At 57.0% G+C, this 12,855-nt stretch carries 12 protein-coding genes; 8 read left to right on the top strand and 4 right to left on the bottom strand.

Going from position 1 to position 12,855, the window contains the following annotated elements:
* Positions 1-317: 317 nt before the first annotated feature.
* Positions 318-1,250: a LysR family transcriptional regulator gene (locus ACP39K_RS03740; RefSeq protein ID WP_049299114.1), complete on the bottom strand. Its 933-nt coding sequence runs from the start codon at positions 1,248-1,250 to the stop codon at positions 318-320.
* 97 nt (positions 1,251-1,347) lie between these two features.
* Between ACP39K_RS03740 and pcp the strand changes: the two genes are divergently transcribed.
* Positions 1,348-1,995, top strand: a complete 648-nt coding sequence (gene pcp / locus ACP39K_RS03735; RefSeq protein WP_033641394.1) for a pyroglutamyl-peptidase I — start codon at positions 1,348-1,350, stop codon at positions 1,993-1,995.
* 45 nt (positions 1,996-2,040) lie between these two features.
* Here the strand turns inward: pcp and curA are convergent, their stop codons facing one another.
* The 3 genes from curA to ydgT form a co-directional block, all read right to left on the bottom strand.
* Positions 2,041-3,072 (bottom strand): NADPH-dependent curcumin/dihydrocurcumin reductase, encoded by a 1,032-nt coding sequence (curA, locus tag ACP39K_RS03730; RefSeq protein WP_115116865.1) that lies wholly within the window; start codon positions 3,070-3,072, stop codon positions 2,041-2,043.
* Between the two features lie 84 nt (positions 3,073-3,156).
* Positions 3,157-3,576 (bottom strand): universal stress protein UspC, encoded by a 420-nt coding sequence (gene uspC / locus ACP39K_RS03725; RefSeq protein WP_016927278.1) that lies wholly within the window; start codon positions 3,574-3,576, stop codon positions 3,157-3,159.
* 197 nt (positions 3,577-3,773) lie between these two features.
* Positions 3,774-3,989, bottom strand: coding sequence for a transcription modulator YdgT (ydgT, locus tag ACP39K_RS03720; protein WP_004934895.1), 216 nt, complete (start codon positions 3,987-3,989; stop codon positions 3,774-3,776).
* Between the two features lie 1,344 nt (positions 3,990-5,333).
* Between ydgT and flhD the strand changes: the two genes are divergently transcribed.
* From flhD to ACP39K_RS03685, 7 genes are all read left to right on the top strand, one after another.
* Positions 5,334-5,684 (top strand): flagellar transcriptional regulator FlhD, encoded by a 351-nt coding sequence (flhD, locus tag ACP39K_RS03715; protein ID WP_004934891.1) that lies wholly within the window; start codon positions 5,334-5,336, stop codon positions 5,682-5,684.
* Entirely contained in the window at positions 5,684-6,268 is a 585-nt protein-coding gene (flhC, locus tag ACP39K_RS03710; protein WP_016927281.1) for a flagellar transcriptional regulator FlhC, read from the top strand. Before flhD ends, flhC begins: the two co-directional genes overlap by 1 nt.
* A gap of 145 nt (positions 6,269-6,413) precedes the next feature.
* Positions 6,414-7,304, top strand: coding sequence for a flagellar motor stator protein MotA (motA, locus tag ACP39K_RS03705; RefSeq protein WP_015378266.1), 891 nt, complete (start codon positions 6,414-6,416; stop codon positions 7,302-7,304).
* Positions 7,301-8,365 carry a flagellar motor protein MotB gene (gene motB, locus ACP39K_RS03700; protein WP_016927283.1) on the top strand — a complete coding sequence of 355 codons (1,065 nt, stop codon included), beginning with the start codon at positions 7,301-7,303 and terminating at the stop codon, positions 8,363-8,365. The genes motA and motB overlap by 4 nt, the downstream gene beginning before the upstream one ends.
* Positions 8,362-10,383: a chemotaxis protein CheA gene (gene cheA / locus ACP39K_RS03695; RefSeq protein ID WP_497008300.1), complete on the top strand. Its 2,022-nt coding sequence runs from the start codon at positions 8,362-8,364 to the stop codon at positions 10,381-10,383. The genes motB and cheA overlap by 4 nt, the downstream gene beginning before the upstream one ends.
* A 32-nt stretch (positions 10,384-10,415) precedes the next feature.
* Positions 10,416-10,916, top strand: coding sequence for a chemotaxis protein CheW (gene cheW, locus ACP39K_RS03690; RefSeq protein WP_025303271.1), 501 nt, complete (start codon positions 10,416-10,418; stop codon positions 10,914-10,916).
* A gap of 194 nt (positions 10,917-11,110) precedes the next feature.
* Positions 11,111-12,781, top strand: a complete 1,671-nt coding sequence (locus ACP39K_RS03685; protein WP_004934873.1) for a methyl-accepting chemotaxis protein — start codon at positions 11,111-11,113, stop codon at positions 12,779-12,781.
* Positions 12,782-12,855 lie beyond the last annotated feature (74 nt).

Raw genomic sequence — 12,855 nt, 5'->3', positions numbered from 1 at the left:
TCACGATCTTGTTTTTTATCATTTAAAACATATGGATGCGGGTAGATCATTTTTTATCTCAAATTATTGGGCAATTGGTAATACCAAAAAATAAATGTGTAACACATAAGTCAACGTGCTTATAAAACAACTCTTTTTTTACGTAAAAAAAGTCACTGACTGTTTTTTATCCTTACCATTTGCCAGTTAAAGATGATCAAATATATAAATTTGGCGAATGTTAATTCGGATGATTCCTATTTGGTGGGCGTCCCAGGGCCCGCCGACGGGCCTGGGAACATGCGTTTGAACGGTTGAAAATGCAGCGAATGCCGCCGTTAGCGTGGAGAGGAGGCGAAGGAGAGTTGACCGATCAGCTCGCAGAGCCAGATTAAAGCCGGGTCGCGTTGCGCCTGCCGGCCGGCGATCAGCTCAATGGGGAAAGGCGCGATGGCCAACTCGTCAGGCAGCGGGAGAATGCGTACGCGTTGCGGATCGGAAAAATGCCGGGCCGCGCTGGCGGCCAGCGTGGCGATCAGATCGCTGTCGGCGACCACGGCCGGCAGAGCGGCAATGTGTGAAAAGGTCACGGCAACGCGCCGTTGGCCGCCGATTTCCGCCAGACGCCGGTCGACCAACCCTCTGGCAGAGCCGTCGTCTGCCGGTGCGTACAGCCCATGCGGCAGGCTGAGGTAGCGCGCCAGATCCCAGCGGCCGTCCGCCAGCTGTGGGTGTGAACGGCTGGCGATACACACCAGATGTTCTTCAAACAACGTGCGCACATAGTGGCTTTCCGCACCGGAAAGGTGCCCTCCCAGCGCGATATCCACCTCACCGCGATCCAGCTGCCGGTAAATATTGTGGCGATCCAGGCGCGAAACGCGAATATCGATGCCGGGGGCAGTCTGACGCAACCGGCTGATGATGGCGGGCAGCAGCAAGATATCGGCATAGTCGCCGGCCGCCAGCGTAAAACGCCGCTGCCCGGCGGTGGCCGGGTCGAAACGGGCAGGGGGCGCCAACGCCAGATGGATCTGTTCAAGCACCCGCTGTATTTGCGGCATCAACTGGTGGGCGCGCGGCGTGGGCGCCATGGCGCCGCCGCTGCGAATAAACAGCGGATCGTTCAGAAGAATGCGCAGCCGCGCCAATGCATTGCTGACGGAAGGTTGCGCGCGGTTAAGACGCCGGCCTGCGGCGGTGACGTTGCGCGTCTGATACAACGCCTCAAACACCACCAGCAAGTTGAGATCGACGCTGGATAAATTCATTTCATGAATACCCTATATAAAGATAATCCATTTCCAGAATCATACTGCGTTCTTTAGGCTGGAAGTACACGAATTTAGCCTTCAATCAGGGGAAATGATGAACAAAGTCTTGATCACCGGCATTGAGCCGTTCGATGGTGATGCGGTGAATCCTTCCTGGCAGATTGCGCAGGCGTTGGCCGGTGAACATATTGCCGGCGCGGAGATCGTGGTGCTCGAGCTGCCCTGCGTATTGGGCGTGGCCAATCAGCAGTTGATCGCGGCGATTGAGGCATTGCAACCGCTGGCGGTGATTTGTCTGGGGCTGGCCGGCGGCCGGGCCGAGATATCCCTGGAACGGGTGGCCATCAATCTGATCGATGCCCGCATTCCCGACAATGCCGGTAAACAGCCGATTGACGTGCCGGTGGTGGCCGGCGGGCCGGTGGGCTATTTCAGTACGCTGCCCGTCAAGGCCGCGGTGCAGCAACTGCGCCGGCAGGGGATCCCCGCGGCGGTCTCTTATACGGCAGGCACCTACAACTGCAACCATATTTTTTATGGTCTGCGTCACTATCTGGAGACGCATCACTCGCGGGTTAGGGGCGGGTTCGTGCATATTCCGTACAGCCATGAACTGGCGGCAGCGCACCCAGGCAAGCCGAGCATGGCGCTGGCGACGATGGTGGAAGCGGTGCGCACTGTCGTGCAGGTGACGCTGACGGTAGAGGAAGATGTGCGATTCGGCGATGGCGCCGTACATTAGCCGTACATTAAAAGCAGGGCGTGGCGTACCACGCCCTGCTGCGGGTTATTCGTCGGCGACGCGGATCACCAGTTTACCGAAATTTTTGCCCTGCAGCAGGCCGATAAACGCCTGCGGCGCCTGCTCCAGCCCGTCGACGATGTCTTCGCGGAACTTGATTTTCCCCTGTTCGACCCAACTGCTCATTTGTTGCAAGAACTCGTCAAAGCGAGCGCCGTAGTCGTCAAAGATGATAAAGCCCTGCATGCGGATGCGTTTGCGCAGGATCAGCCCCTCCAGCAGCGGCAAGCGGTCCGGCCCCGCGGGTAATCCGGTGGCATTGTAATGGGCGATGATGCCGCATACCGGAATGCGCGCTTTGGTGTTCAACAGCGGCAGTACGGCGTCGAACACCGCCCCGCCGACATTCTCGTAATAGATGTCGATACCCTGTGGGCAGACAGCGGCCAACCGTTCGGCAAAGTCTGGGGCGCGGTGATCGATACAGGCGTCGAAACCCAACTCTTCCACCACATAGCGGCATTTTTCCGCACCGCCGGCGACGCCGACGACGCGGCAGCCTTTCAGTTTGCCGATTTGGCCGACCACCGAACCAACCGCACCGCTGGCGGCGGCCACCACCAGCGTTTCACCCGCCTGCGGTTGGCCGATGTCGAGCAGCCCCATGTATGCGGTAAATCCCGGCATGCCGAGCACGCCCAGCAGGCGGGAAGGGTGCGGCAAATGCGGGCCGAGGTTGCGCAGGCCGCTGCCGTCGGACAGCGCATATTCCTGCCAGCCGTCATATCCCAACACCCAATCGCCGACGTTGAAATCGGGATGCTGTGAGGCCGCCACGCGCGATACCGTACCGCCCACCATCACCTGGCCGATCTCCACCGGCGGCGCATAGGAGGGGGCATCGCTCATGCGTCCGCGCATATAAGGATCCAACGACAGATAGACGGTGCGCAGCAGCAGTTGGCCGGCACCGGGTTGCGGTGCGGGGGCGGTATCGAGACGGAAGTTCGCCGCCGTCGGTTCGCCGTGCGGACGCGAGGCCAGCAGGAAGCGGCGGTTCTGTTGAGAAGGGGACATCGAAAGCTCCTTTGTGTTGCGGCAAACAAGGTCCGTTAAGCCTAGTCCAGGGGCGCTAAGGGGACGTGACCGAATGTGCTTAGCTCAGAGCGGAACGATCAGCACGTCGATATGACTGATATTGATAAAGCGGGCGGCGGAACAGGAGACTTTGTTCATCATGCTGTCTCGGTGATTGCCGCAGAGCAGCAGGTCAAACGGTTGACGGCGGCTGGCGAATGCCAGGCTGTCACCCAGTTCGCCATGCACGATCAGCGTATCGGCGATAGGGTAGCCGGCGCGTTGGCGCAGTTCTTCCATAAACAGCCGGGTTTCCTCTTCCATCAGCGAGCGCAAATCGCCCAGCATCGGCCCGGCGAAATTATTGTACATTTCCGGATTGGCGAGGGTGCTTAACAGGGTGATGCTGCCGCCGTAAGGGCGAACGATGGAGACGGCCTTTTCCACCAGGCGGTGGCTGTCAGGGGCAACGGCGACGGTGACCAGAACGTTTTGATACCCCATATCCGACTCCTTGTTGTATCCATCGTGTTTCAGGCTGCCGCATCGGCGGCCTTGGTGGAAGCACTGCGTCGGATAAAGGGTAGAACCTGGTGAGCCTAATAAATGTGTTTCATATCACGCGCGGCAATAAAAGCTGAATTTACCCCGGTTATATAGCAATAAAAGATAAAACCGTTGCCGCACGTAATTTCACTGAATTAAAGCACCTGTGCCCACAGCGTTTTCGGCACCTTGCCCAGATCGAACAATTTACCGGCAACCAGCTCGGCGCGACGGTGGTCGGCGGCACGGTACATATTGCTCATTTCCGTATCGTTTTCAATGGAGTAGTTCAGTTTGTCGTACACCTTCTCCAGGCTGTCCAAAGAGGAGCATTTACGAAATGTCAGCAGATATTCGAGCGTATCGGTCATGATTAAAATATAGCCTGTTAATAGTTAAAGCCGGGTGAATAACACATGGCGACTCACGGCGACGCCGTCGAGGCAGCGATGTACGACCTGACAAAAATCATTTCAATTAGATAAATTGCACTGGGTAATGATGTCACGCCGCCCGTAGCGGCGCTTTGATAAATCATAATATGCCAGTGCGCCGTCAGCAATCTCAGCCTGCTGATTAATGGAGAAATAGGGAAAGTCTCAGGGCGGTTGACGGCCGACGCGTCGTCATTCGTGCTGTGCACCAGCGCGCGGTGCCGTGCCGGGCCTCTTTTGCGGTGATTTTTTCACCCGGCCGTGGCGCCGTCGCGGCATTGGGCGGTGTTTGTCGCCGCTGCTTGCGTTGAAAAACCGTTTTTTCGATGACGAAATATCAACAGTAAAACAAAACTGCGTTTTATTTTATGACAATGAAGTGATGAAAGCCAAAGCCATGTAAATAATCTCTGGGGTGATGGGGAATTATCTCGGCGTCAAAAAAAGAAATAAAAAGCATTAAAGTTTTATGAATTGCCGCCGATATAACGTTTTGGGGAAATTTAACTCAAAAAAAGCATTCTTGCATCGTGCTAATACGGAAACATATCGTTACGTCTGTTAGCTTGTTCACTACGCCTGCGAATCATTGATAAGCCATAATCACCTGATGTTGAAAATTAGAACAGCCTCAGGCGGAGGGCTTAAGTCAAATCCGATAGCTAATAACCTTATAGTTTACATTGGTTATTTTTCAGCTTGGATATTTTTTAGTAACTCAAATGGTTATTTATACTGAGTTTGTTGCCTATATGCAGATTTTTGTTCTGTTATTTTGGTTTGGTGATGCTTTTGTTCGAATTGATCTAAAAAAGATAATTTTTTGGCGGATAAACATTGTTTTTAAGACGTTTTTTTACCTATGGCTGTTTTATGAGCAAATTGGCGGTCAATAAATGAACGTATTTGGGTGTATTTGGCTTAATTATTTTTTATTTTTGTGATCTATGTCACATTGTATTTAAAATTGCCTCTCACTTACATTGTGTGTGCTAATGGTTCGGGGGTAGAGTTGCGCTGCTTTAGGAATAATCTTATTAAATTTGTAAAAATAGTTTCATGGTGACTAAACACTATCGAAGCAGAATGCTGTACATCCATACACGTTGGTTTACGCTCGTAGCAAATACTGAACAGTGGTCGAATTTAGCGATTGTCGAAAATTATAGCAGTCGTTTTTGAGAGATTAATTTGCCAACTTTGGGAAACAACCCAAGTCACGGGCGATAAAATTTATCACCCAGCGTATGTTTTTAAACATAGTCTGTCGGGATGGGGAATATGGGTACGTCTGAATTACTTAAGCATATTTATGACATCAATCTGTCATATTTACTTTTAGCACAGCGTTTGATCAACGATGAAAAAGCGTCCGCAATGTTTCGCCTGGGTATTGATGAAACCATGGCCGATGCGCTGGCGCAGCTGACTTTGCCGCAAATGGTTAAACTGGCCGAGACCAACCAGCTGGTTTGCCACTTCCGCTTTAACGAAAGCCAGACCATCGAGCGCCTGACCAAAGAGTCTCGCGTCGACGATCTGCAACAAATCCATACCGGCATTTTGCTATCAAGCCATTTACTGCAAGAGCTATCGAGTAAAGACGCTAGCCCGACGAAGAAAAGAGCCTGATGATGGTTGAGAAAAGTATCGTTCAAGAAGCCAAGGACATTCAGCTCGCCATGGAGCTGATTTCGCTGGGAGCCCGATTGCAGATGCTGGAGAGTGAAACCCAGCTCAGCCGCGGGCGCTTGATTAAACTTTACAAGGAGTTACGCGGCAGCCCGCCGCCAAAAGGAATGTTACCGTTCTCAACCGACTGGTTTATGACCTGGGAACAAAATATTCACTCGTCGATGTTTTACAACGCTTACCTGTTTTTGATGAAAAGCGGGCAGTGCAGCGGGGTGGAGGCGGTGATCAAAGCCTATCGCCTCTATCTCGAGCAGTGTCCGCAGCAGGCCGGCGAGGCGCCGTTGCTGGCGCTGACCCGCGCCTGGACGCTGGTGCGCTTCGTCGATAGCGGCATGTTGCAGCTTTCCGCCTGCAGCTGCTGCGGCGGCGCATTTATCACCCACGCGCACCAGCCGCTGAATGGTTTCATCTGCAGTTTATGCCAACCCCCATCCCGCGCCGTAAAAAGACGTAAACTTTCGCCGCAACTGGCCGATATTATTCCTCAACTGCTGGACGAGCAGGTCAAACGCGCCATTTGAGCCGCCACATTGCCGGCTCTCGGCAATGAATACCGACGTGTGATACGCAGGGGCGGCATGCCGCCCCCAGACATGCAGCCTGGTCTGTCGCGCCAGGGCGCGTTTGCCCCACCTTCCATCCACATTGTTAATTTAAGGAATGCGTGTGCTAGTTATTTTGGGTTATCTCGTGGTATTGGGCGCGGTGTTTGGCGGCTACCTGATCGTGGGCGGTCATCTCGGTGCGCTATATCAGCCGGCGGAGTTTCTGATTATCGGCGGGGCGGGGGTCGGCGCTTTCATCGTCGGCAACAACGGCAAAGCGATCAAAGCCACGCTGCGCGCCCTGCCGCGCCTGATGCGCCGTTCCAAATACAACAAAGATCTGTATATGGATCTGATGGCGTTGCTGTTCCGTCTGCTGGCCAAATCGCGTCAGCAGGGCATGCTGTCGCTCGAGTTCGATATCGATAATCCGCAAGAAAGTGAAATTTTCTCTAATTATCCGCGCATCCTTGCCGATAACACCCTGGTGGAGTTCATTACCGACTATTTACGGCTGATGGTGAGCGGCAATATGAATGCGTTCGAGATCGAAGCGCTGATGGACGAAGAGATCGAAACCTACGAGCAGGAAAGCGAAGTGCCCGCCGGCAGTCTGGCGATGGTGGGCGACTCCTTGCCGGCGTTCGGCATCGTCGCGGCGGTGATGGGGGTGGTGCACGCCCTGGCTTCGGCTGACCGTCCGGCCGCTGAACTGGGCGCGCTGATCGCTAACGCCATGGTCGGTACTTTCCTCGGCATTTTGTTGGCCTACGGCTTCATCTCGCCGCTGGCGACGTTGCTGCGCCAGAAGAGCGCCGAAAACGTCAAGATGATGCAATGCATCAAGGTCACGCTGTTGTCGAGTCTGAACGGTTACGCGCCGCAGATCGCAGTCGAGTTTGGCCGCAAAACGCTGTATACCACCGAACGTCCTTCTTTCGTTGAGCTGGAAGAACACGTGCGCCGCGTGAAAGCGCCGGCGCAGCAGGCGACGGAAGAAGAAGAAGCATGAAACAGAATCATCCGGTCGTTCTGGTCAGAAAGCGCAAATCGCATCATGCCGCTCATCACGGCGGCTCCTGGAAGATCGCTTATGCCGACTTTATGACGGCGATGATGGCGTTCTTCCTGGTGATGTGGCTGCTGGCGATCGCCAGCCCGCAGGAGCTGACGCAAATCGCCGAATATTTCCGTACGCCGCTCAAGGTCGCCCTGACCAGCGGCGACAAGAGCAGCTCCGAGAGCAGCCCAATCCCTGGCGGCGGCGACGATCCCACGCAGCAGCACGGCCTGGTGAGAAAACAGGTCGATTCGCCGGACGCGCGCGCCGAAGAGCTGCGCCTGAACAAGCTGCGCGAAAAGCTGGATGAGTTGATTGAGTCCGATCCGCGCCTGAAGGCGCTGCGCCCGCATCTGCTGATTAACATGATGGACGAGGGGTTGCGTATTCAGATTATCGATAGCCAAAACCGGCCGATGTTCAAAACCGGCAGCGCGCAGGTCGAGAGCTACATGCGCGATATTCTGCGGGCGATAGCGCCGATCCTCAACGACTTGCCGAACAAGATCAGCCTGTCCGGCCACACCGATGATATCCCTTACGCCACCGGCGAGCGCGGCTACAGCAACTGGGAATTGTCGGCCGATCGCGCCAACGCCTCCCGACGTGAGCTGATCGCCGGCGGCCTGGCGGAAGGCAAGGTGCTGCGGGTGGTGGGCATGGCGGCCACCATGAGCCTGAAACAGCATGGCGCCGATGACGCGATTAACCGACGCATCACCGTGTTGGTGCTGAACAAGCAAACGCAAGAGGGCATCGAGCACGAAAATGCCGAAAGCAACGCGCTGGATATCGCCCAACCGGACAGTCTGAAGCAGCTGGCGCCGTCGGCGACCGCGCCGGCCAGCCAAACGCCGGAACCCTCGGCGACAGCCCCGGAACCGGTGGCGCCAACGCCAAGCGCTCCACCGCAGGCATCCCCGGCGATAGCACCGGCCGATCAGGCGCCGGAACAACCGGCTTCCGCACCCGCACCGACTAACCGCGACTCACAGCCAGAGGTGACCCCGTGAGCATGGACATTAGCGATTTTTATCAGACCTTCTTTGATGAGGCAGACGAGTTGCTGGCCGACATGGAGCAACACCTGCTGGAGCTGGATCCGCTGGCCCCCGATATCGAGCCGTTGAACGCCATCTTCCGCGCGGCGCATTCGATCAAGGGCGGCGCGGCGACCTTTGGTTTTTCGGTGCTGCAGGAAACCACCCACCTGCTGGAGAACCTGCTGGACGGTGCAAGACGCCAGGAAATGAGCCTGAGCACCGAGATTATCAACCTGTTTCTGGAAACCAAAGACATTATGCAGGAGCAACTGGACGCCTATAAAACCTCGCAACAGCCTGACGCTGAAAGCTTTGAATACATTTGTCAGGCGCTGCGCCAGCTGGCGTTGGAAGCGCAACAGCAGCAGGAGGCGCCTGCGGCTCAACCGGCCGTTCAGCAGTCTGTCGTTAAGCCATCGGCCGCGCCGGCGGCGATCGAGGGCGGCATGCGCATCAGCCTGAACGGGCTGAAAGCCAGTGAAATCCCCTTGATGTTGGAAGAGCTGGGCAACCTCGGCGAGGTTAAAGACCCGCATCAGACGGAACACAGTCTGGACGTGACGTTGCTCACCTCCGCCAGCGAAGATGACATCAGCGCCGTGCTGTGCTTCGTGCTGGAACCGGAACAAATCAGCTTCTCGACGCCGCCTCAGAGCGAACCGGCCATCGCAGAAGCGGGCTTACCGGAAGCGGTCGCCGTGCCGGAGCCTGCGCCTGCGGCGGTCGCGAACGCCGCGCCGCCTGCCGCCAAACCGGCCGCGGCAGCGGCCGAAGCGCCAAAAGCGCGCGCCAAGGCGAGCGAGTCCACCAGCATTCGCGTGGCGGTGGAAAAGGTGGATCAGCTGATCAACCTGGTGGGCGAGTTGGTGATCACCCAGTCGATGCTGGCGCAACGCTCCGGCACGCTCGATCCGGTGAACCACGGCGATCTGCTGAACAGCATGAGCCAGCTGGAGCGTAACGCGCGCGATCTGCAGGAGTCGGTGATGTCGATCCGCATGATGCCGATGGAATATGTCTTCAGCCGCTACCCGCGCCTGGTGCGCGATCTGGCCGGCAAGCTGAACAAACAGGTGGAACTGACGCTGCAGGGCAGCTCCACCGAACTGGACAAGAGCCTGATCGAACGCATTATCGATCCGTTGACGCACCTGGTGCGCAACAGCCTCGATCACGGCATCGAAGAGCCGGCCACCCGCATCGCCGCCGGCAAGTCGGCGGTGGGCAATCTGGTGCTGTCGGCCGAACACCAGGGCGGCAACATCTGTATTGAGGTCATCGACGACGGCGCCGGCCTGAACCGCGAAAAAATTCTCGCCAAGGCGGCTTCGCAAGGGCTGGCGGTCAGCGACAGCATGAGCGACGAAGAGGTCGGCATGCTGATCTTTGCGCCGGGCTTCTCCACCGCCGAACAGGTGACCGACGTTTCCGGCCGCGGCGTCGGCATGGACGTGGTGAAAAGGAATATTCAGGAGATGGGGGGCCACGTCGAGATCCGTTCGCAGGCCGGTAAAGGCACCACCATCCGCATCCTGTTGCCGCTGACGCTGGCGATTCTCGACGGCATGTCGGTCAAGGTGAACGACGAAGTCTTTATCCTGCCGCTGAACGCGGTGATGGAATCGCTGCAGCCGCAGGCGGAAGATCTGCATCCGTTGGCCGGGGGCGAACGCGTGCTGCAGGTGCGCGGCGAATACCTGCCGCTGGTGGAGCTGTATCGGGTATTCGAAGTGGACGGCGCCAAAACCGACGCCACGCAGGGCATCGTGGTGATCCTGCAAAGCGCCGGCCGCCGCTATGCGTTGCTGGTAGATCAACTGATTGGCCAGCATCAGGTGGTGGTGAAGAATCTGGAAAGCAACTACCGCAAAGTGCCGGGCATCTCCGCCGCGACCATTCTGGGCGACGGCAGCGTGGCCTTGATCGTTGATGTCTCGGCGTTGCAAACCTTGAACCGTGAAAAGCGTCTGACGGACGCCGCCGCATAATAATGAGTTTATTGATTTAAAAGGTGAATGATATGGCAGGATTGGCAGCCGTCAGCAAATTGGCTGGCGAAACGGTAGGGCAAGAGTTTCTGATTTTTACCCTGGGCAACGAGGAGTATGGCATCGATATCCTCAAGGTGCAGGAAATTCGCGGCTACGATCAGGTGACCCGCATCGCCAACACCCCGGCGTTCATCAAGGGCGTCACCAACCTGCGCGGCGTGATTGTTCCCATCATCGATCTGCGGGTGAAGTTTTCGCAGCAGAGTGTTTCCTACGATGAGAACACCGTGGTGATCGTGTTGAACTTTGGCCAGCGCGTGGTGGGCATCGTGGTTGATGGCGTCTCCGACGTGCTGTCGCTCACCGCCGAACAGATCCGTCCGGCGCCGGAGTTCGCGGTGACGCTGGCGACCGAATACCTCACCGGCCTCGGTTCGCTGGGCGAGCGCATGCTGATCCTGGTGGATATCGAAAAGCTGCTGAGCAGCGAAGAGATGTCGCTGGTCGACAGCGTGGCGAAAAGCGTCTGATTTCAGACTCAAGGGGCGGGGCGCCGCCCCCTTTAACCTTCACTTTCCCTGATCTGTCGCGATGGCCTCAGCCGCGCCCGGAACCCCCACTAAAAATAGTTACTTTCCCGCATAAAGTTTTGCCGCACGACGCCGATAACTCTCACATTCAACGTCATCAGAGCCTGTCTGCGCGGGCTTCAACAAGGGAAATCATGTTAAATCGTATGAAGGTGGTCACCAGCCTGTTGCTGGTGTTGGTGCTGTTTGGCGCCTTGCAGTTGATTTCGGGCGGACTCTTTTTCTCCTCGCTGAAAAGCGATAAGGAAAACTTTACCGTCCTGCAAACGATCCGCCAGCAGCAGCTGCAGCTGAGTGAAAGCCGCGTTGACCTGCTGCAGGCGCGTAACTCCCTGAACCGCGCCGGTATTCGCTACATGATGGATACCAACAAGATCGGCAGCGGCGCCACCATTGATGAACTGCTGGCCAAAGCGAAGGAAGAGCTGGGTGAAGCGGAAAGACACTACGCCGCGTACGAGAAAATTCCTCAGGACCCGCGCCAGGATCCTCAGTCGGCGGAACGCCTCAAGCAGCAGTACGATGTGCTGTACGGTGCGCTCTCCGAGCTGATCCAACTGCTGGGCGAAGGCAAAATCAACGCTTTCTTCGATCAGCCTACGCAGAGTTACCAGGACAACTTTGAGCAGAGCTACAACGTTTATCTGGAGCAAAACGGCAAGCTGTACCAAATCGCGGTCGACGGCAGCAACAGCTCCTACAACTCGGCCATTTGGACGCTGATCGTGGTGCTGGTGGTGGTGCTGGCGGTGATCGTACTGGTCTGGACCGGTATCCATCACATCCTGGTGCGCCCGCTGAACCGCATGATCGACCACATCAAACAGATCGCCGCCGGCGACCTGACTCAGCAGATCGTCGTCAACAGCCGCAACGAAATGGGCGTGTTGGCGGCCAGCCTGAAACACATGCAAAGCGAACTGATCGAAACCGTCAGCGGCGTGCGTCAGGGCGCGGACGCCATCTACAGCGGCGCGTCAGAAATCGCCGCGGGCAACAACGATCTCTCCTCCCGCACCGAGCAGCAGGCCGCGTCGCTGGAAGAGACCGCCGCCAGCATGGAACAGCTGACCGCGACGGTGAAACAGAACGCCGAAAACGCCCGTCAGGCTTCACAGCTGGCGCTGAGCGCCTCCGAAACCGCGCAGAAAGGCGGTAAGGTGGTGGCCAACGTGGTGCAGACCATGCACGACATCGCCGGCAGTTCGCAGAAGATCGCCGATATTACCGGCGTGATCGACGGCATCGCCTTCCAGACCAACATCCTGGCGTTGAACGCCGCAGTGGAAGCGGCGCGCGCCGGCGAACAGGGCCGCGGCTTCGCGGTGGTGGCCGGTGAAGTGCGCAACCTGGCGCAGCGCAGCGCGCAGGCGGCGAAAGAGATCAAAGGCTTGATCGAAGACTCGGTCAGCCGCGTCGATATGGGCTCCGTGCTGGTGGAAAGCGCCGGGGAAACCATGGGCGACATCGTCAACGCCGTCACCCGCGTGACCGACATCATGGGCGAAATCGCCTCGGCTTCGGACGAGCAGAGCCGCGGCATCGATCAGGTTGGCCAGGCGGTAGCGGAAATGGACCGCGTCACCCAGCAGAACGCCTCGTTGGTGGAAGAATCCGCCTCGGCGGCGGCGGCGCTGGAAGAACAGGCCAGCATGCTGACCCAGTCTGTAGCGGTATTCCGCTTGAGGTCGGAAGGCCAGGAAGAGTTTAAGGCGCCTGTCACCAGCAAGGCGCCGGTAACACCGGTAATCAATCATAAGAAAATGAACGCCAGCGATCTGCAGGATAACTGGGAAACGTTCTGACCGGTATCGGGCCTCTCTCGCAGAGGCCCTTTTCCCTACGTAGGCCGGTCGCCGGCCGGCTGCAAGGAGGTTCA

Source organism: Serratia sp. EC4 (genome assembly GCF_059652115.1).
This window is presented reverse-complemented; position numbering and strand designations above follow the sequence as displayed.

What these genes read in the sequence shown, in the direction of transcription:
- ACP39K_RS03740 (WP_049299114.1), bottom strand. Translation starts at nt 1,250, where the DNA reads ATGAATTTATCCAGCGTCGATCTCAACTTGCTGGTGGTGTTTGAGGCG.
- pcp (WP_033641394.1), top strand. Translation starts at nt 1,348, where the DNA reads ATGAACAAAGTCTTGATCACCGGCATTGAGCCGTTCGATGGTGATGCG.
- curA (WP_115116865.1), bottom strand. Translation starts at nt 3,072, where the DNA reads ATGTCCCCTTCTCAACAGAACCGCCGCTTCCTGCTGGCCTCGCGTCCG.
- uspC (WP_016927278.1), bottom strand. Translation starts at nt 3,576, where the DNA reads ATGGGGTATCAAAACGTTCTGGTCACCGTCGCCGTTGCCCCTGACAGC.
- ydgT (WP_004934895.1), bottom strand. Translation starts at nt 3,989, where the DNA reads ATGACCGATACGCTCGAATATCTGCTGACATTTCGTAAATGCTCCTCT.
- flhD (WP_004934891.1), top strand. Translation starts at nt 5,334, where the DNA reads ATGGGTACGTCTGAATTACTTAAGCATATTTATGACATCAATCTGTCA.
- flhC (WP_016927281.1), top strand. Translation starts at nt 5,684, where the DNA reads ATGATGGTTGAGAAAAGTATCGTTCAAGAAGCCAAGGACATTCAGCTC.
- motB (WP_016927283.1), top strand. Translation starts at nt 7,301, where the DNA reads ATGAAACAGAATCATCCGGTCGTTCTGGTCAGAAAGCGCAAATCGCAT.
- cheW (WP_025303271.1), top strand. Translation starts at nt 10,416, where the DNA reads ATGGCAGGATTGGCAGCCGTCAGCAAATTGGCTGGCGAAACGGTAGGG.
- ACP39K_RS03685 (WP_004934873.1), top strand. Translation starts at nt 11,111, where the DNA reads ATGTTAAATCGTATGAAGGTGGTCACCAGCCTGTTGCTGGTGTTGGTG.